The following is a 19,978-nucleotide window of genomic DNA, read 5'->3' on the forward strand; positions in this document are numbered from 1 at the left end:
GGATGTTATAATTAAAAAATCCCCTTTAGTATGTTTTAAAATACTAAAGGGGATCTTTATTATTTTACTGCTGCTGTAACAGTCATTTCAACTAATATTTCTTCTCTTGCCATTTTTGCTTCAACACAAGCTCTTGCAGGTTCAAATCCATTTTCTACCCAAGCATCCCAAACTTCATTCATTTCTTGGAATAAAGCCATGTCTTTTAGATAAATTGTTGTAGAAAGTATATGATTTTTATCAGAATCATATTTATTCAATAAATCCTCTATTTTTTCAAGAACAACCTTTGTTTGTTCTTTAATATCCTTGTCAGCTTCCCCACAAGTTTGACCGCATAAATAAACTGTTCCATTGTGCACTACTGCACGACTCATTCTTCCGGTTCCTTCAAATCTATTAATTTGCATATTCCAATACTCCTTTTTTTGTAATAATTTCCATATTAATTGTACTAGAGTATTGAATTTATTTCAACAAGTTCTTCAATTTTAAACAATTCCAAAAGAAGCTAATACTATACATACTGCAACTGCAACACTTGGTAATACTACTGTACACATACCTATATCAGCATAAGACTCTTTATGAGTTAAACCTGTAACTGCTAAAAGTGTTATAACAGCACCATTGTGTGGTAGGGAGTCTAACCCTCCACATGCAATTGCAGCTATTCTATGAAGAGCTTCTGGACTTATTCCCATAGCTGTTGCTGTTTGTAGATAAGTATCTCCTAATGCTCCAAGGGCTATACTAAGTCCTCCAGAAGCTGAACCTGTTATTCCTGCTAATGCACTTACAGATATAGCTTCCGATATTAGTGGATTACTTGATATTCCCATAAGGAATCCCTTTACTATAGCAAATGCAGCTAGTGAAGATATAACATTTCCATATCCTACCTCAGATGCTGTATTAACTATTGCAAGTAGTGAGCCCATAGCACCTTCGTTTACAGCATCTTTTACATTTTTAATACTAGTTGCTAATGATACTTTAGGCTTACTTACTAACTGAGCAGTTGAATCCATAGCACCTGATACACCTAAAGATTCTTGTTCTTCAATTTCATCATCTGATTTAAATGATTTTAAGTTTAATATAATTGCTGCTAATATAGATACAACAAGAGATATTATTAAACTCCATATCCCAGCTACTTTTGATATTTCTGTATTATAATTAGCTAAATAAGCTGCATCTACTTTTGGGAAGTAGTACTTAGATAAAATAAAGTTAACTACTAAAACCAATATTATTGGAGCTATTGATGTATAAAAACTTGGTAATTTTGATATATCAATAACTTTAAACTCTTCTTTGTGATTTCCGTATCCTTCCCCAGCTTTCATAGCTTTTTTAGATCTATAAGTTAACCAAGCTAAACCACCAAATAACATTACGCAAGATCCTGCTATACCAAGTATTGGAGCTGCATAAGCAGTAGTGTTAAAAAATGGCATTGGTATTGCATTTTGAATTTGAGGAGTTCCAGGTAGCGCTGTCATAGTAAATGTAAATGACCCAAGTGCTATTGAACCTGGTATAAATCTCTTCGGTATTCCTGATTCTTTGAATAAAGATGCAGCAATAGGATACACTGCAAATGCAACAACGAATAAAGATACTCCACCGTAAGTTAAAACTGCACAAGATAAAACAACTGCTAGTATTGCCTTGTCTTTTCCTAATTTATGAGCTATATAGTTTGCTATAGATTTTGCAGCTCCTGACTTATCCATTACTTTTCCAAATATAGCTCCAAGTAAGAATATTGGGAAATATGCCTTTGCATAGTTTGCAAAGTTAACCATAAACACTTCAGTATAAGTAGCAAGTGCTGGTGTTCCTCCATTAAGTAACGCTGCAAATATAGCTAATATTGGAGCAAGTACTATTACTGACATACCTCTATATGCAAGATACATCAATAATCCTAACGAAATTAAAATACCTATAACTCCTAACATATGACTCCTCCTAATTTAATATTTTTATATTGTTGCTTCATTTAAAATAGTGTTTTCTTTTATTCCCATAATTTCTGGAGAAAATATTCTTTCATCCATTAGTTTTAAATCATCTGATATTATAGGTTCAAATTCCATATGCGCAAGTATATCCTCTTGTAAATTAATACCTGGGGCCATTTCCGTTAAAACTAAACCTTGCTCTCTTAATTCAAATACTGCTCTTTCAGTTATGTATAATACTTCTTTTTTATTTTTAGATGCATATTCACCACTAAAAGTTATTTGCTCTACTTGTTTTGTGAATTTTTTAACTTTCCCTTCGTTATTTATTACTAATTCATTATCTTTGACTTCTATTTTTAATCCCCCTGCAGTGAATGTTCCACAATATATAACCTTTTTAGAATTTTGTGTTATATTTATAAATCCTCCCGCACCTGCAATCTTAGGTCCAAACTTGGAAACATTTATATTTCCTTTTTCATCACATTGTGCAAGACCTAAATATGCTATATCTAATCCTCCACCATCGTAAAAGTCAAACTGGTAAGGCTGATCTAATATAACCTCTGGATTATAACAAGTTCCGAAATTTTGACCTCCTGCAGGTATTCCTCCTATTGGTCCTGCTTCAACAGTTAAAACCATACTATCTCCAATTCCTTCTTCATTGGCTACCATAGCAACTCCTTCAGGAACACCTATACCTAGATTAACTAGTGTATTAGGTCTAAGCTCCATAGCAGCTCTTCTTGCTATTATTTTTCTTTCGTCTAATTTTAAAGGTTTTACCGAATCTACAGGTATTCTTATTTGACCTGAAAATGAAGGATTAAAATCTACTTCAAATGTTTGTTTATGATTTTCTTTATCTTCTACAACTACAACTGAATCGACATATATTCCTGGTATTTTTATAAGCTTTGGATCTAATGTTCCGCCTTTTACAATTTCCTTTACTTGAACAATTACTTTTCCTCCACTGTTTTTACAAGCACATGCAATTGAAGTAGATTCTAATGTTACTGCTTCTTCTTCCATTGAAATATTTCCAAATTCATCTGCATATGTACCTCTAAGTAATGCTACATCAATTTTTTGAGCTTTATAAAATAAGTACTCATCTTCCCCTATTGTTATAAGTTCTACTATATCTTCTTTTGTTACATCGTTTATTTTTCCACCCTCTAATCTAGGGTCGACAAACGTTTTCAGGCCAACGTGAGTTATAGTTCCTGGTTTGCCTGCAGCTATATCTCTAAACATATGAGCTATAACTCCTTGAGGTAGGTTATATGCTTCTATTTTATTTTCTAAAGCTAGTTGCTGTAGCTTAGGAACTAACCCCCAGTGTCCTCCTATAACTCTCTTTAAAAGCCCTTCATGACCAAGATGGTTTAATCCTTTAGTTTTTCCATCGCCTTGTCCTGCAGCATACATCAAGGTTAAATCTTTAGGCTTATTGTTTTCTAAGAAATACTTTTCTATTTCAATTTCTATTTCTTCTGGAACTGCACTTCCTAAAAATCCTCCTGTTGCTACTACATCACCACTATTTATTAATTTTGGAACATCTGACGATTTAATTACATTTACCCTCAACAAAGTTCACCCCTTAATATTATTGTAATTTTGTATTCTCAATAATATTAAATAGCAATATTTGTGCCAAGTTAAAATAATATCAATTTATTTACAAGGCTGTATTTCCAATGATTTCAGGCAAAAAAATTTATAAAGTAAACACAATAAAAATAATTATGTTTACTTTATTTACACATTTTCAAAATCTCCCATATTATCATATGTTTAATTGTGTTCATTTTTCTTACAGTGTATATTTTTTATACACATGTATATCCGTATTCAGTTAATTTTTGATATAATTTTGTTCTACTCATATTAAGTATTCTAGAAGTTTTTTGTTTGTTTCCATTGTTTTCTTTTAATGTGTTTAAAATTATCTCTTTTTCTATTGATTCTAAAATTTCTTTAAGTCCTTGTTCTAATTTATAGTTTTGTTTATATGTATTTTTTACTATAATATTAGGTAAATGGGTCTTTTTAATAATTAAATCAGTATCTACTAAATTAATTGCTCTCTCTACTACATTCTCCAGTTCCCTAATGTTTCCAGGCCAGTCATAGCCTTGCAAACATTTTATTGTATCGTCACTTATTCCATTTATATATATCCCCATTTTGTTAGATAATTTTTCTATAAAGAATTTAATAAGAGGAGTTATATCTTCTTTTCTTTCCCTTAATGGATACATATGTATATTCATTACATTTAATCTATAATAAAGGTCTTGTCTAAATGCGCCTTTTTTTACTTCTTCATTTAAATCTTTGTTTGTAGCGCATATTATTCTTACATCTACCTTTTTAGTTTTAGTTGAGCCTAATCTATCTACTTCTCTTTCTTGTATAACTCTTAGTAATTTAACTTGCATGTCTATTGGCATATCACCTACTTCATCTAAGAAAATAGTACCACCATCAGCCATTTCAAATTTTCCTTTTTTCCCTTCTTTTTTTGCTCCAGTAAAAGCCCCTGAGTCATATCCAAATAGCTCAGATTCTAGTAAGTCAGACGGTATAGCTGCACAATTTATCTTTATAAAAGGATTTGCACTTCTCTTACTTTCATTATGAATTGCATGGGCTATTAACTCTTTACCAGTTCCACTTTCTCCAGTTATAAGAACATTTGACTCTGTTTTTGATGCTTTTTTTGCTAATTTTTTTATACTATCTAGCTTTTCACTAAAACCTATGATATTTTCTAAACTATACTTTGCTCCTCTTTCTCTTTTTAACTGCTCTTTATAATACTCTATTTCTTCTTCCATGGACTTGAGTTTTTTGCTCAATGTAATTAATTCCTTCACATCCTTAACAAATGCTTTTCCAACAGCCCCTACTACCTCATTATCTTTCTTTATTGGAAATCTCATAGCCATCATGTGTTGTCCTATTATTTCTTGTACTTGACTAACTTCAGCCTTACCGCTTTTTACAACTTCATGCATTCTAGTATTTTTAATTACCTCTGTAACATGCTTTCCCTCTGCGTCATTATCTCCCCAATATTTTTTGTAATTATCACTCATCTTAGTTATAATTCCATCTTTATTTACAGTTACGTACCATTCATATCCCGCATCTAATATTTGATTTAAAACATCTAATTCTAATTTTGCTATATTTGTGATATCATTCTGATTTAATATTCCTATATATTGATTGTTTTTATATATTAACAGGGGTTTACCTATATGTTTTAATATCTGCGATACTTCATCGTCATGATTTATCTTTATATATTCTTTATCTATACTATTACCTATCAATATGTCATTTTCTTCTACTAACATTAATTTAATTAGTTTTTCTTTTGTAATAATACCTGCGATTTGTTCATTATCCACTACAGGGCATATGTCTAAACCATTTTCTATGATATATAAACAAGCATCTTTAACGGAACTATCTTTATCTATACAATGTTTTTTTATATTTATATCTAACATATTAAGTTTCACTGTCAATCCTCCTTATATTGTCAAAATTTCCTATATTTCGATAATTATAATTATATCATACTACAACAATGTAAAGCCCTATATAAATTTGGAAATATCCAAATTCATATAGGGCTAAATTAAAAGGTGCTATTCATTTGTTTGTACTATATTTTTTAACTCTTCTACTAAAGCTGGTATAACTTTGTTAACATCTCCAACTATTCCTATGTCTGCTACTTCAAATATAGGAGCTTGATGATTTTTATTTATAGCAATTATTAATTCTGATTCTTCCATTCCTGCAACGTGTTGTATTGCTCCAGATATTCCACATGCAAAGTATAAATCAGGTCTTACTGTTTTTCCTGTTTGACCTACTTGTCTTTCTTTCTTTAGCCATCCTGCATCTATTACAGCACGAGAACCTGATACTTCTCCATCTAATACTTCTGCTAATTCATATAATGGATCCATATTTTCAGCTCCACCTACTCCACGCCCTGCAGATATAAGTATATTTGCATCTTCTATATTTATCTTCTTAGAAGTTTCCTTAACATATTCTAAAACTTCTACGTTCATATCTTTTTCTTCAAAACTTACTTTAAATTCTTCTATATCTCCAGTTAAGAATGTATTTTTTTCTAACTTTTTCATAACTCCAGGTCTTACTGTAGACATTTGAGGCTTATGTTCTGGACATACTATTGTAGCCATTATATTTCCACCAAATGCAGGTCTAGTCATAAGTAAATTTCTAGTTTCATCATCTATATCAAGTGATGTACAGTCTGCTGTAAGTCCTGTATGTATTCTAGCAGATACCCTTGGAGCTAAGTCTCTACCTATTGTAGTTGCCCCTACTAAAACTATTTCTGGCTTTTTGTGGTTAATAACTTCAACTAATGCCTTTGTGTATGGTTCTGTTACAAATATATCTAGCATCTTATCATCAACAGTTATAACTTCATCAGCACCATAATGTATTAATTCGTTAGCTAACTCTTTTGTATTATATCCTAATACAACAGCTATTAATTTTTCTTCTAATTTATTAGCAAGTTCTCTACCTTTTCCTAAAAGTTCTAGAGAAACATTTTGTATAGTTCTGTTTCTTTGTTCAATATATACCATTACGCCCTTATGCATACTATAACCTCCACTTATATAACGAATTTTTCTTGAAGCTTTTCTATTATTAATTTAGCTCCTTCTTTTGGATCTACATTGTATACCTTGCCTGCAGTTTTAGCTCCCTTTGTAAAGGATTTTTTAACCTTAGTTGGAGAACCTTTAAGACCTATATTTTCAATATCAACTTCTATATCATTTAAAGTCCACTTTTCAACTTTATCTTCATCAAATGCATTGTATATTCCAGATACTCTCATATATCTTGGACTATTCATTTCTTTAAGCGTTGTTATTAAGCAAGGCATTTTAGCTTTTATAAATTGATATCCATCTTCAAATGCACGTTTAACTACTATACTATTATTATCAAATTTTAAATCTTCAACATAAGTTATAGATGGTATGCTAAGATGTTCTGCTATTTGAGGTCCAACTTGTGCAGTATCTCCATCTATTGCTTGTCTTCCTGCTATAACTAAATCATAGTCAAGTTTTTTAAGTGCTCCTGCTAAAGTAGATGATGTTGCCCAAGTGTCTGCCCCTGCAAATGCTCTATCTGTTAATAATATTGCTCTATCAGCACCCATAGCTATAGCTTCTCTTAAAGCTGTATCAGCTTGAGGTGGACCCATTGTTATTACTGTTACAGTTGCATCTAATTCTTCTTTTAGTTTTAAAGCTTCTTCAAGACCTGCTTTATCGTCTGGATTTATTATACTAGGTACTCCATCTCTTATTAATGTACCTGTTTTAGGATCTAATTTTACTTCTGTAGTATCTGGAACTTGTTTTACACAAACAACTATATTCATATGATAAACCTCCTGTTATTTTAATAAATTAGCTGATATAACCATTCTTTGAACTTCTGAAGTTCCTTCGTATATTTCGGTTATCTTAGCATCTCTCATCATTCTCTCTACAGGATATTCTCTTGTATATCCGTATCCACCGTGTAATTGTACTGCTTTAGTAGTAACTTCCATAGCTACTTCTGCTGCATATAACTTAGCCATAGCAGCCTCTAACGAATATGAAAGTCCATTGTCTTTGTTATGTGCTGCTTTATATGTTAATAGTCTTGCAGCTTCAATTTTTGTTGCCATATTAGCTAACTCAAATTGAGTGTTTTGGAATTGTGATATACTTCTTCCAAATTGTTTTCTTTCTTTAACGTAGTTTACAGTTTCATCAAGTGCACCTTGTGCAATACCTAAAGCTTGAGCAGCTATTCCTATACGGCCACCGTCTAATGTCTTCATAGCTACACCAAATCCCTTACCTTCTTTTCCAAGTAAGTTTTCCTTTGATATTTTGCAGTTTTCAAATATTAATTCACACGTAGCAGAACCTCTTATACCTAGTTTCTTTTCTTTTTTACCTATTGTAAATCCAGGTGTATCTTTTTCAACTATAAATGCGGATATGCCTTTAGTTCCTTTAGATTTGTCAGTCATAGCCATAACTACATAAATTTCTGCTGGTCCTGCATTAGTTATAAATATTTTAGAACCATTTAATATATAGTGGTCTCCATCTAATACTGCAGTAGTTTGTTGAGCAGAAGCATCAGTTCCTGCATTAGGTTCTGTTAAACCAAATGCCCCTAACTTTTCTCCTTTAGCTAGTGGAACTAAATACTTTTCCTTTTGTTCCTTTGTTCCAAATTCATTTATAGGAGCAGCTGCTAAAGATGTATGAGCAGATAATATAACTCCTGTAGTTGCACATACTCTAGATAATTCTTCAACAGCTAATGTATAACCTAGGTAATCTCCACCTTCTCCACCATATTCCTTAGAGAAAGGAATTCCTAAAAATCCAGTAGCAGCCATTTTTTCAACTGTTTCATACGGGAATCTTTCTTCTTCATCTACCTCTGTAGCCAGTGGCTTTACTTCATTTTCAGCAAATTCTCTATACATTTGCTTTAACATTTCATGTTGCTTAGTGAAACTAAACTTCATACTTAATTCCATACTTAACTCCTCCTCAAACTAGTTTGTTAATTAACTATCTTTTATTTTCATTTTTTACTAGGTTCAATATTGAACCTAGTATTTATATCTATCTTGAAGGCATTACTGTTGCAACACCTTCAAGTACAGTTTTTCCTTCTTGGTTAGTACATGTAGTTTTCAACTTTGCAAATTTTTCTTTTATAAATTCAACTACTTCAACTTCAGCAGTTATTGTATCTCCAAAGTAAACAGGAGATGTAAACTTTAATTCTTGACCTAAGTAAATAGTTCCAGGTCCAGGAAGCTGCATACCTAACACTGCAGAAACTAATCCTGCTGTAAGCATTCCATGAGCTATTCTTTTATTAAAAGCTGTGTTCTTACTTTCTTCTTCATTTATATGTGCGGGATTTAAATCTCCTGTTATACCTGCATATAAATATACATCTGTTTCTGTTATTGTCTTTTGAAAGCTTGCCTTATCACCTATTTTAAGCTCAGCCATTGTTTTACCCTTCATATTTATCCCCCTTTGACTACTTTTTAACTATTAAACTTGTTCCTTGACCTCCACCTATACATAAAGTTGCAAGGCCTGTATTTACATCTTCTCTTCTTAACATTTCATGTAATAAGGTTACAAGTATTCTAGCTCCAGATGCTCCAACTGGATGTCCTAGTGCTATTGCACCACCATTTACATTTACTTTTTCTGGATTTAATCCTAAATCTCTTACTACTGATATTGATTGAGCTGCAAATGCTTCATTTGCTTCAACTAAATCTATATCATCTATAGTTAAATTACCTTTTTGAAGCGCTTTTTTAGTTGCTGGAACAGGACCATATCCCATTATTGAAGGATCTACCCCTGCTGATGCATAAGATACTATTGTAGCCAGTGGTTTTAATCCTAAACCTTCACATTTTTCTTTGCTCATAAGAACTACCATAGATGCTCCATCATTAATGCCAGATGAGTTTCCTGCTGTTACAGTTCCATCTGATTTAAATGCAGGTCTAAGACTTGCTAACTTTTCATAAGTAGTACCGTGTTTAGGATATTCATCCATATCAACTACAATAGGTTCACCTTTTCTTTGTGGTATTGTCATTGGAACTATTTCTTCCTTAAACTTACCTTCCTTTTGAGCAACTTCAGCCTTAAGTTGGCTATGTGCTGCAAATTTATCTTGTTCTTCTTTAGTTATATTCCATTGTTGTGCTATATTTTCAGCAGTAATTCCCATATGATATCCATTAAACGCATCAGTTAATGCATCGTTTATCATACTATCTATTAAACTTCCATGCCCCATTTTGTGGCCGAAACGTGCTTTTTCTATAAAGTATGGTGCATTACTCATACTTTCTGTTCCACCTGCTAAAACAACTTCAGCATCACCTAGCATTATACTTTGTGCACCCATACAAACAGCTCTAAGTCCAGATCCACAAAGTTGATTTATAGTTGTAGCTGTAGCTTCTTTTGGTATTCCTGCATTTATTGATACTTGTCTTGCAACATTTTGCTTTAAACCTGTAGATAATATATTTCCTACTAAAACTTCATCTATAATATCAGCACTAATACCTGCTCTATTTATAGCTTCTTTTGCAGCAACTACTCCTAAATCTACTGCACTAAAATTTGATAAAACTCCTCCAAAACTTCCTACTGGAGTTCTAACTGCACCTACTATAACTACTTCCTTCATTTATATCCCTCCTATTTATAGTTGTAAAAACCCCTGCCACTTTTTCTTCCTAATAATCCACCTCTTACCATTTTTCTTAATAGTGGGTGGGGTCTATATTTTGAATCTCCAAATTCATTGTATAAAACTTCCATTACAGCAAGGCAAACATCATTTCCAATAAGATCTGCTAATGCTAAAGGTCCTATTGGATGATTTGCTCCTAGCTTCATAGCATTATCTATGTCTTCTGCAGATGCTACCCCTTCAGCTAATATTCCTATACCTTCATTTATCATAGGAATCAGTATTCTATTTACTACAAATCCTGGCGCTTCATTTACTGAAACTGGATTTTTACCCATTAATTTTGATAACTCAACTACTTTATCGTGAGTTTCATTTGATGTGTTTATTCCATCTATTATTTCTATAAGTCCCATAACTGGTACCGGGTTGAAAAAATGCATCCCTATAACTTTGTCAGGTCTATTAGTTGAACTTGCAATATCTGTTATAGAAAGTGATGATGTATTAGTAGCAAGTATAGCTTCTTCCTTACATAAGCTATCTAATTCCTTAAATATCTTTTTCTTTATTTCCATATTTTCAACTGCTGCTTCTATAACTAAATCTGCATCTTTAGCATCATTTATATCTGTAGTTGTTTGAATATTTTTCATTATTTTTTCTTTTTCTTCACCAGCTAACTTTCCTTTTTCAACGCTTCTATTTAGATTTTTATCTATACTAGAAATTCCTCTTTTTAACGCATCTTCATTTATATCTCTCATCATTACCTTATATCCATTTTGAGCTAAAACCTGAGTTATTCCACAACCCATTGTTCCGCTTCCAAGAACAAATATGTTCACAAAACTACCCCCTTTAGTAAATTATTTAAAGTTTGGTTTTCTCTTTTCTATAAAAGCACTCATTCCTTCTCTTTGATCTTCATTTGCAAAACAAAGGGCAAATAACTCCATTTCGTATGCTATTCCACTTTCAATATCTGTTTGTAATCCTACATTTACTGCATTTTTAGCATATGATATTGCACATTTAGATTTTGAAGCTATTTTCTTAGCCATTGATATTGTTTCATTCATTAAACTATCTTCTTCAACAACTTTATTTAGTAAATTTAGTCTATATGCTTCAGTAGAATCTATAATATCACCTGTACAAATTAATTCCTTAGCTTTTGCACTTCCAACTAGTCTACTTAACCTTTGTGTTCCAGAAAATCCTGGTATAATACCAAGGCCTACTTCCGGAAGTCCTAACTTCGCCTTATTACTTCCTATTCTTATATCACAACACATTGCAAGTTCACATCCACCACCTAAGGCAAATCCATTTACAGCGCAAATTACTATTTTATCTAAAGTTTCTATTTTTCTAAATAATCTAGACCCTTTTCTTGAGAATTCTCTAGCTTCAATAGGTGTCATATCCTTCATACTAGATATATCTGCCCCTGCAACAAAGGCCTTACCTTCCCCAGTTATAATTATTACTTTTGTTTCCTCATCATTTTGTGCATGATCTATAGCCACATTTAGTTCCTCTAATATGTCTTCATTTAAAGCATTTAATGATTTAGGTTTATTTATTTTTATTATGTAAATATCTTCTTCTTTATCTGCTAATATATTTTTAAAATCCATTTCTCAACTCCCCCTCTTAAATGGCTCACTTTATAACTAAGCATATATCGTGCCAAAACTTAAAAACAAAAATAAATAAAGATAAAACAGCTATATTTCAACATATAACTACTTTATCTTTTCAAATTTAAATCATTAATTATTATATATTTATCTTTTATAAAAATTAAACTGTTCATTTTTATTACATAAATCATATGTTTATATTGTATTTACTGCATTTAATATAAATTTTATTATATGTTCATTTTATAAACATGTTTATTTTTTTTACATATGTTATTTTCCAAATAATTTAATACCAAGAGCTAACATTCCAGATGTAATAAGTGGGCCAACTGGAACTCCGCCTAAAAAAGCTGCTGCAATAACTGCCCCCAAAATCAAAGCAGGCATAACATCACCGTGACCTTGAGTTGTTAAATAGTTTAAACCAAGTCCACTTAAATAAGTTGTAAAAAGTGAAAGAAATAGAGCTATTATTCCAATCCAAGATGTAAAAATACTTTTTATATTAGTAAATACCACATTTCCATTTGCAATTGGGATTAAAATTGCTGCAATAAGTAATACCAATCCCCAAAATACCCCGTTTTTTTCTATAGTCGGAAAAATCAATTCATCAAGATTTAAAAGCTTAACAATTAGAAGTATACAAGTTGCCACTGCTACTGAATTTGCTTTTCCTAAAACTGCAGCAGCTAATATTACCAGTAATATTATATTTGATTCCAGGTTACATCATCTCCTAAAAAAAATTTTATAATAAGTTCTACCTTATTGTATGTATAAGTAATGTAATTTGTTATAAACTATAAATAGACCACGGCAATTACCGTGGTCTATTTATAATTATATTTTATTTTGCTTCAAGGCCCGCCATATTAAGTATACTCCATGGCTTATTGAAATGTGGTTGGAAGAAGAAATCAACAAAGCCAAGTTCATCTATAGTCATACTATTTTGTATAACTACAGACATTGTGTTTATCATTTGAGTCAAATCAGTTTTAGAAACAATTTCAGCTCCAACTATTCTTCTACTTTGTTTTTCATAGATAACTTTAAATAAAACTTCATCGTAAGTTGGCATGAATTCAGGTCTATAGTTATCTTTTACATTTACTGTTTTTACATCTATTCCTTTTGCCTTAGCAGATTCTTCTGTAAGACCTGTTGATGCTATATTGTATTCGTATATTTTTATTCCTGATGTACCTTGTGTTCCAAGATGTTTTGTAGTTGGCTTAACAAGGTTTCTTGCAACTAAAGTTCCCATACGAACTGCATTTGTAGCAAGCGGTATATATTGTACCTCTTTAGTAGGGTTGTACACTACTGAACAACTATCTCCTGCTGCAAATACATCTTCTTTACTTGTTCTCATATATTCATCTACTATAATAGCTCCATTTGGAAGCATATCAACCTGGCCTTTTAGTACTTCAGTATTTGGTCTAAATCCTATACAAAGTATTACAAGATCTGTATCATACGCTCCCTTATCTGTAACTACTTTTGAGACTTTTCCATTTTGCCCTTCAAACCTCTGCACGGTTTGACCAAGAGCGAGTTTTACTCCGTGATCTTTAAATTCATTTTCTGCTATATCAGTAAATTCTGGATCAAGGTATTTACTCATAATTCTATCCATACCATCTATTAATGTTACATTTTTTCCATTCATTTCAAATGCTTCAACAAGTTCAACTCCTATATATCCACCACCTACAACAACTATATTTTTAGCATCTTTTGCTTTTTCAATTATTGTATTTGAATGATAGAAATTCTTAGATAAAACTATATTATCAAGATTTATACCTTCAATATTAGGAACTATTGGCCATGAACCTGTTGTAACTACAAGCTTATCAAAATTATCTTCAAATTCTTCATTTGTATCCATGTTTTTAGCCTTAATTTTCTTTTCATCAACATCTATATTTATAACATCATGTCTCATTTTAGTTTTAACACCCAACTCAGCTAATTTTTCAGGTGAACAATAGAAAAGTCCAGTTGGATCTTTTACTACGCCTCCAACATAAAGAGCAATTCCACAGGATAAGAATGATATATTATCATTTCTTTCATAAACAACTATCTCTGCTTCTGGATGTAATCTTTTTATGTTAAGTATTGCTGCTGTTCCAGCATGTGTACAACCTACTACTACTACTTTCATTTTAAATTCCCCCTTAAATGTAATTTATTTCACTATTTATCATAGAGTTAATTATATAACTATCAATGACATTATAAATATTACCCTCGACTATACTACCCTAAACAGAATTATATAAAAAAATTTACTTTGTAATTAAAATTTTGCACAAAAATATAGGATGTATAGATATCTATACATCCTATATTTTATAACAAATTGTTCTTACTAACTTTATAAGTGCTTTTGAAGCATTTCTTTTATATTATCTTTAGGCTTAAATCCAGTTATAGTATCTACTAGCTTACCTTTTTTAAATATCATCATTGTAGGTACAGTTTTTACTCTATATTGATCTGCTAAGTCTGTAGCTTCATCTACATCTACTTTTATAAACTCCACGTTTCTCATCTCACTATTTAAATCCTCAAGTACAGGTGAAAGTATTTTGCAAGGTCCACACCAAGTTGCAAAAAAATCAACTACTAATAATCCCTTACTATTTTTAATTTTATTTCTAAATTCATTATCATTTACTGTTCTTATCATAGTATCCCCCCTAATAGTATCTATTTTATAATATACAATCAACACATTATAAATATGCAATTTTTTGAATATTGACACTATTTTTTGAAATTTACTATATAAATAATAATAAGCTAACTGCCATCATCATCATCCCTGCCACAAGTCCATATATTGATAAATGAGCCTCTCCATATTCACGAGCCGAAGGAAGTAGTTCATCTAAAGAAATAAATACCATTATCCCTGCTACTGCTGCAAATATAACTCCAAACATAAGATCGTTTAGAAAAGGATATAAAACAAGATATCCTATGACAGCACCTATTGGCTCTGAAATTCCAGAAAGTAAAGAATATAAAAATGCTTTTTTCTTATCTCCAGTTGCATAATAAACTGGTACTGATACAGCAATACCTTCTGGTATATTGTGTAGAGCTATTGCAACTGCAATTGGAATGGCAATATTTGGACTCTCAAGCGCCGATATAAATGTTGCAATTCCTTCTGGAAAATTGTGAATTCCAATAGCAATTGCTGTAAATAGTCCCATTCTAAGTAATTTGCTATTGTCTTTTTCCTTTTTTCCCATTTCTTCTATTTTGTATGCCTCATGTGGATTTTCATGACTTGGTATAAGTTTATCGATTATAGCAATAATACCCATACCTGCAAAGAAAGATGCTACAGTAAGCCACGAACCTCCCTTAAGTCCTAGCTCTGATACTAAAGAATCTTTTGCCTTTGCAAAAATCTCTATCATCGATACATAAATCATAACCCCTGCTGAGAATCCCAGACTAACTGATAAAAATTTTGTATTAGTCTTTTTGGCAAAAAATGCTATTGCACTTCCAATTCCAGTAGATAATCCAGCAAATAAAGTCAATCCAAATGCGAACATTAAATTATCCATTATATTTCCCCCTATATACTTAATGAAATTCATATTAATTATTATATTATTAGATCTATAATTTGGTAATTAATATTTACCCTTTATTTCCATCATAAATCAGTAATAATAATTTTTAATTAAAAATCCGTATACTATGATCTTTAAAATAATAAATTTATTATATCTGAACATTTTAATATCTTTAATCCAAGGGGGATTGATTTTTTTGAAGATCAAAAAAGAAATACTAGAAAGTTTTATTGTTATATCTTTAATTATGATTATTGGGATAAGCTGGGGTAACCGATTTAAACATAATTTATATATTAATGCAAATGAAAACAAGCAAATTGAACAGGCTACTGAAGATACACAAAAACCAAAAGAAATAATAGTACAAGAAACTAAATTGATGGACAAAGGAAAAGATGTTGAGTACGTTCAAGATAGGCTAGCTAAATATGGATATAATATTGAAGTTGATGGAGCATTTGGCTATGCAACATATGAAGCTATACTTAATTTTCAATATAAAACAAACCTAAAACTTAATGGCGAAGCTAATAAAAAAACTATAGATGAATTAAAAAAATCCCCTACAAAAGAAACTATGTATACACCTAAAACACCTATAGACTTTGCTTATATTCATTCTGATATAACTAGATTTGTAAATGAAAATAATATAGTTAGCTATACTGATTATCTTTTAGTTACATCCCGTCAAAATAGGATGACTTATATATTTAAGAAAAATAATGGTAAATATGATCTTTTAGATAGTTTCATATGTACTGTTGGGGCTAGTTCTACTCCTACGATAACAGGTGAATTTAGAGTAGGTATTAGAGGGTTATCATTTGGTCAAGAGAAAGGATTTCAAGCCAAATACTACACTCAAATATCCGGAAATTATTTATATCACTCTATATTATACAACAAAGCTGGAACTCGTGTTAAAGATGGTAGATTAGGTGGAGCTTATAGTCATGGCTGTATAAGACTTGATACTGATAAAGCAAAATGGATATACGATAATATTCCTCAACATACAACTGTTATTATACAATAATAATTTAAGACCACACGATTTTGGTGTGGTCTTTTATATGCATACCTTAAAAGGTTTTCCTAAGTAGTATCCTTGTCCATAATCTATACCTAATTCTATAAGTTTATCTAACTCTTCCTTAGTCTCTATCCCCTCAGCTACTATCTTAGTATTTGTTTGTTTTGCAAATGCAACAAATTGTCTAACAAATTTTTGTTTGTATTCATCAATGTCTATACCAGAAATTACACTTTTATCTAACTTTATTATTTCTGGATGCACTTTTACTAAGATATATTCGTTTGAATATCCAGCTCCATAATCATCTAAAGCAACTGGTATATTATGTTTTCTTAATATATCAATTATTTCTAAAACTAAATTATTTTTAGTGTCCGTTCTTTCGGGTATTTCCACAACTAAATCTTCTAATTTTATTCCCATATTTTTTATGTACATTAAATATTCTTCGAAATTTTTGTGTACAATTTCTGGATTACTCATTTCTAAATTAATAAATAATTTTTTATTATCATATCTGAATTCTTTTAAAATATTATCTATCATAATTTGATTTAGCTCTGAGTTTTTGCTATGTTCTTTAGCAATTTGTATAAGTTCCAATATATTGTTAAACGCAGTATTTGTTACCCTACTTAATCCCTCATATCCATATACAGTATTGTCTTGTATATTAAATATAGGCTGATACACTGGATATAATTGATTTTCTTTAATAACAATAGGTACTTGCCCTATTTTATATCTCATATTTTTACAACTTTCATATTCCTTTTTGTCAAATATACTTACTGTTTTACTAGAATTTTCTTTAGATTGATACATTGCAAAATCGGCATACTCTATTAACTTTTCAATTTCCCTAGAGTGAATATTATATATAGATAACCCGCAACTATACTTTAATTCTAAATCTATATTTCCTATTTTAATAAATTTATCGAAGTTTTCTGTAAACTCATCTATATATTCATATATATCTTCTTCGTCGCTGAAGCCTGTTTTAAATAATCCGAATTCATCTCCTGCAATTCTAAAAATCACAGTATTATCATCGTCTAGCTTTGTTAATAACTCACTAAACTTTCTAAGTAAAATATCTCCTACTGCATGTCCATAGGTATCATTTACTTCCTTAAATTTATCTAAATCTATAAATATAAATGCTCCCAATTTATCTTTATTTACTTCTACAAGTTCTTGTATTTTTTCTCTGTATCTATATCTATTATACAAACCGGTTAGCTTATCTCTTTGTACCTCATACTGTAACTTTTCTCTTTCTAACATTTTGTCTGTTATGTCTAGTATAACTCCTGATATTTTTGCATTATCTAATAATTTACCATATTCTCTAACCCATTTTATTTCTCCATCTATATAAAAACTATAGTCTATTTCATAAGAATTAGTATTTTTATCTACTGATTCAAGTATCATTTTATAATGTGTTCTAAAATTAAGTCCTAACTTTGAATATAACTTATAGACACTCATATATTTTACATCTAATAATTTATTAAAAAATAAATAAAAGCTAGAACTTGAATAAAATTTCTTTTTAACTAAGTCAATTTCAAATACCTCATGCTTCTTATCACTTTCAAGTAGAGCTTTAAATCGACTGTTTAATCTTTTGTATTTAACTATAAAATATAAAACTACTATAATTAAAATTAATGTATTTAAGATATTAATCCCCCAAAAAATATCCTTCATTTATATCCCCTTTCTAAAAACATCTATCTATAACATTCATTTCCTAACTAATGTAATTATACATTATTTAAATGTATAATTACATATAAATAACACCTTTTGTGTAATATGATATCAAAATATACAAATAAAAAATTGCTTCGCTCATGTCGCCAACGGCCTTGAGAAGCAGGTCCGTTGCTTAAATTTATCAGTTGGAAATTAAAAAAGCTTTGAGGTATAATCCTCAAAGCTTTTGATATATTACATAAACATGCTAAGTATTAATAATTCTACAAGACCTACAGCCCATACTATTGTACTTGCTATTGAATATACTCTTATTTGTTCTTTAGCTTCTGTAACACCTAGTGTTCTATTTACAACCCAGAAGTAAGAGTCATTAAAGTGAGAAAATAACAATGAACCTATACAACAAGCTAGTGCACCTAATATTGGGTTTACTCCAAGAGTTAACATCATCGGAGCTGTAACAGATGCAGCAGTAGTCATAGCAACTGTACCACTACCTTGTATTAATCTAACAAGTGATGCAACTATAAATGGTAATAATACTGCTGGCATTGGAGTTTGAGCTATAAGTTCAGCTAAATATTGTCCAGCACCACTATCTCTTATTATCATACCAAGTGCTCCACCACCACCAGTAACTAACATTATAACACCTGCTGATTTTATACCATTTTCCATAACATTTATTACGTCTTTTCTAGGTTGCTTACCAGCTAGTCCATATATTGCAATTACTAAACCTATAGCAACAGCTATTACTGGAGAACCTAAAAACTTTATTGCATCAACTACAGGTCCTGCAACGTCCATTTGTGCAGAAACAGTATTTCCAAGTATTAATATTATAGGAACTATTATTGGAGCAAAAGACATAAATGTTGATGGCAATCCTTCTTCATCAAAACTTGTATCTGAATAAGTTAATTCAGGTTTTTCTTTGTCGTCATATACTTCATTAGTTTCACCATCTTCAGATGGTATTCTATATATTTTATTACCTATATATTGAGCATACATAACTCCTGCTATTGTCATAGGTATAGCCACTATTATACCAAATAATAATATACTACCTACACTTACTTGGAATATTCCAGCAACCCCTACAGGCCCTGGAGTTGGGGGCACTAGTGAGTGAGTTATAACAAGACCTATTGCAAGTGATACCCCTAAGGATATAACTGACTTTTTAGTAGCTCTTGATATTGACTTTGCAATTGGAGAAAGTATAACGAAGCCTGAATCACAGAATATTGGTATAGATACCATAAACCCTGTTATTGCAAGAGCCCATTCTTCTCTTTTCTTTCCTAATAGTTTAATAAATACCTGTGCCATTCTCTTAGCCGCACCAGATACTTCAAATATTTCTCCCATCATTACACCAAAACCTATTATTATACCTATACTACCTAAAGTTCCACCAAATCCACTTGATATACTTGCTAAAACCTTATCTGGTGCCATTCCACCTATAATTCCTGTTGTAGCCGCTGCTATTATAAGAGCTAAAAATGCATGTATTTTAGTCTTAATCATTAGAAATATCATTAATGTTATTCCTATACCAAGTCCTAAAAGTATTTGAGAACCTGAAACAGTAACTTCGTTCATTAT

General features: G+C 30.9%; 18 protein-coding genes. 1 reads left to right on the forward strand and 17 read right to left on the reverse strand.

Features of this window, described 5'->3' with window-relative positions:
- Window positions 1-59: 59 nt before the first annotated feature.
- From ACUSRV_RS00725 to zupT, 15 genes are all read right to left on the reverse strand, one after another.
- Window positions 60-410, reverse strand: a complete 351-nt coding sequence (locus ACUSRV_RS00725) for a RidA family protein (protein ID WP_490139990.1) — start codon at window positions 408-410, stop codon at window positions 60-62.
- Between the two features lie 81 nt (window positions 411-491).
- On the reverse strand, window positions 492-1,970 hold the full coding sequence (locus ACUSRV_RS00730; protein WP_490139991.1) for a GntP family permease: 1,479 nt from the start codon (window positions 1,968-1,970) through the stop codon (window positions 492-494).
- A 24-nt stretch (window positions 1,971-1,994) separates the two neighbouring features.
- Window positions 1,995-3,578 carry an acyl CoA:acetate/3-ketoacid CoA transferase gene (locus ACUSRV_RS00735; protein ID WP_490139992.1) on the reverse strand — a complete coding sequence of 528 codons (1,584 nt, stop codon included), beginning with the start codon at window positions 3,576-3,578 and terminating at the stop codon, window positions 1,995-1,997.
- 239 nt (window positions 3,579-3,817) lie between these two features.
- Window positions 3,818-5,521, reverse strand: a complete 1,704-nt coding sequence (locus tag ACUSRV_RS00740; RefSeq protein WP_490139993.1) for a sigma 54-interacting transcriptional regulator — start codon at window positions 5,519-5,521, stop codon at window positions 3,818-3,820.
- 129 nt (window positions 5,522-5,650) lie between these two features.
- Window positions 5,651-6,652: an electron transfer flavoprotein subunit alpha/FixB family protein gene (locus tag ACUSRV_RS00745; protein ID WP_490139994.1), complete on the reverse strand. Its 1,002-nt coding sequence runs from the start codon at window positions 6,650-6,652 to the stop codon at window positions 5,651-5,653.
- Between the two features lie 14 nt (window positions 6,653-6,666).
- On the reverse strand, window positions 6,667-7,449 hold the full coding sequence (locus tag ACUSRV_RS00750) for an electron transfer flavoprotein subunit beta (RefSeq protein ID WP_490139995.1): 783 nt from the start codon (window positions 7,447-7,449) through the stop codon (window positions 6,667-6,669).
- Between the two features lie 15 nt (window positions 7,450-7,464).
- Window positions 7,465-8,604, reverse strand: a complete 1,140-nt coding sequence (locus tag ACUSRV_RS00755) for an acyl-CoA dehydrogenase (protein ID WP_490140411.1) — start codon at window positions 8,602-8,604, stop codon at window positions 7,465-7,467.
- Window positions 8,605-8,704: 100 nt separating this feature from the next.
- On the reverse strand, window positions 8,705-9,118 hold the full coding sequence (locus ACUSRV_RS00760) for a MaoC family dehydratase (RefSeq protein ID WP_490139996.1): 414 nt from the start codon (window positions 9,116-9,118) through the stop codon (window positions 8,705-8,707).
- A gap of 16 nt (window positions 9,119-9,134) precedes the next feature.
- Window positions 9,135-10,316 carry an acetyl-CoA C-acetyltransferase gene (locus ACUSRV_RS00765; RefSeq protein WP_490139997.1) on the reverse strand — a complete coding sequence of 394 codons (1,182 nt, stop codon included), beginning with the start codon at window positions 10,314-10,316 and terminating at the stop codon, window positions 9,135-9,137.
- A gap of 11 nt (window positions 10,317-10,327) precedes the next feature.
- Entirely contained in the window at window positions 10,328-11,170 is an 843-nt protein-coding gene (locus ACUSRV_RS00770) for a 3-hydroxybutyryl-CoA dehydrogenase (protein ID WP_490139998.1), read from the reverse strand.
- Between the two features lie 21 nt (window positions 11,171-11,191).
- Window positions 11,192-11,965 carry an enoyl-CoA hydratase-related protein gene (locus ACUSRV_RS00775; protein WP_490139999.1) on the reverse strand — a complete coding sequence of 258 codons (774 nt, stop codon included), beginning with the start codon at window positions 11,963-11,965 and terminating at the stop codon, window positions 11,192-11,194.
- Window positions 11,966-12,244: 279 nt separating this feature from the next.
- The gene (locus ACUSRV_RS00780) at window positions 12,245-12,700 is read right to left on the reverse strand and encodes a DUF441 domain-containing protein (RefSeq protein ID WP_490140412.1); all 456 of its coding nucleotides are present in this window, start codon (window positions 12,698-12,700) and stop codon (window positions 12,245-12,247) included.
- 124 nt (window positions 12,701-12,824) lie between these two features.
- On the reverse strand, window positions 12,825-14,153 hold the full coding sequence (locus ACUSRV_RS00785; protein WP_490140000.1) for an FAD-dependent oxidoreductase: 1,329 nt from the start codon (window positions 14,151-14,153) through the stop codon (window positions 12,825-12,827).
- Between the two features lie 213 nt (window positions 14,154-14,366).
- Window positions 14,367-14,681, reverse strand: coding sequence for a thioredoxin (gene trxA / locus ACUSRV_RS00790; protein ID WP_490140001.1), 315 nt, complete (start codon window positions 14,679-14,681; stop codon window positions 14,367-14,369).
- 94 nt (window positions 14,682-14,775) lie between these two features.
- Window positions 14,776-15,576, reverse strand: a complete 801-nt coding sequence (gene zupT / locus ACUSRV_RS00795) for a zinc transporter ZupT (RefSeq protein WP_490140002.1) — start codon at window positions 15,574-15,576, stop codon at window positions 14,776-14,778.
- A 208-nt stretch (window positions 15,577-15,784) separates the two neighbouring features.
- Between zupT and ACUSRV_RS00800 the strand changes: the two genes are divergently transcribed.
- A complete protein-coding gene (locus ACUSRV_RS00800; RefSeq protein WP_490140003.1) occupies window positions 15,785-16,630 on the forward strand; it encodes a L,D-transpeptidase family protein in 846 nt (281 codons plus the stop codon).
- 33 nt (window positions 16,631-16,663) lie between these two features.
- Here the strand turns inward: ACUSRV_RS00800 and ACUSRV_RS00805 are convergent, their stop codons facing one another.
- Together ACUSRV_RS00805 and ACUSRV_RS00810 are read right to left on the reverse strand one after the other, a co-directional pair.
- Window positions 16,664-18,349, reverse strand: a complete 1,686-nt coding sequence (locus ACUSRV_RS00805) for an EAL domain-containing protein (RefSeq protein ID WP_490140004.1) — start codon at window positions 18,347-18,349, stop codon at window positions 16,664-16,666.
- Between the two features lie 243 nt (window positions 18,350-18,592).
- A complete protein-coding gene (locus ACUSRV_RS00810; protein WP_490140005.1) occupies window positions 18,593-19,975 on the reverse strand; it encodes a GntP family permease in 1,383 nt (460 codons plus the stop codon).
- Window positions 19,976-19,978: the final 3 nt, after the last annotated feature.

The organism is Sporacetigenium sp. TC11, from assembly GCF_058146105.1.

Bases quoted from the DNA above. Each gene is read 5' to 3' on its own strand.
- zupT (WP_490140002.1), bottom strand. From the start codon at position 15,576: ATGGATAATTTAATGTTCGCATTTGGATTGACTTTATTTGCTGGATTA.
- ACUSRV_RS00725 (WP_490139990.1), bottom strand. From the start codon at position 410: ATGCAAATTAATAGATTTGAAGGAACCGGAAGAATGAGTCGTGCAGTA.
- ACUSRV_RS00750 (WP_490139995.1), bottom strand. From the start codon at position 7,449: ATGAATATAGTTGTTTGTGTAAAACAAGTTCCAGATACTACAGAAGTA.
- ACUSRV_RS00775 (WP_490139999.1), bottom strand. From the start codon at position 11,965: ATGGATTTTAAAAATATATTAGCAGATAAAGAAGAAGATATTTACATA.
- ACUSRV_RS00810 (WP_490140005.1), bottom strand. From the start codon at position 19,975: ATGAACGAAGTTACTGTTTCAGGTTCTCAAATACTTTTAGGACTTGGT.
- ACUSRV_RS00730 (WP_490139991.1), bottom strand. From the start codon at position 1,970: ATGTTAGGAGTTATAGGTATTTTAATTTCGTTAGGATTATTGATGTAT.
- ACUSRV_RS00805 (WP_490140004.1), bottom strand. From the start codon at position 18,349: ATGAAGGATATTTTTTGGGGGATTAATATCTTAAATACATTAATTTTA.
- ACUSRV_RS00785 (WP_490140000.1), bottom strand. From the start codon at position 14,153: ATGAAAGTAGTAGTAGTAGGTTGTACACATGCTGGAACAGCAGCAATA.
- ACUSRV_RS00755 (WP_490140411.1), bottom strand. From the start codon at position 8,604: ATGAAGTTTAGTTTCACTAAGCAACATGAAATGTTAAAGCAAATGTAT.
- ACUSRV_RS00745 (WP_490139994.1), bottom strand. From the start codon at position 6,652: ATGCATAAGGGCGTAATGGTATATATTGAACAAAGAAACAGAACTATA.
- ACUSRV_RS00760 (WP_490139996.1), bottom strand. From the start codon at position 9,118: ATGAAGGGTAAAACAATGGCTGAGCTTAAAATAGGTGATAAGGCAAGC.
- ACUSRV_RS00765 (WP_490139997.1), bottom strand. From the start codon at position 10,316: ATGAAGGAAGTAGTTATAGTAGGTGCAGTTAGAACTCCAGTAGGAAGT.
- trxA (WP_490140001.1), bottom strand. From the start codon at position 14,681: ATGATAAGAACAGTAAATGATAATGAATTTAGAAATAAAATTAAAAAT.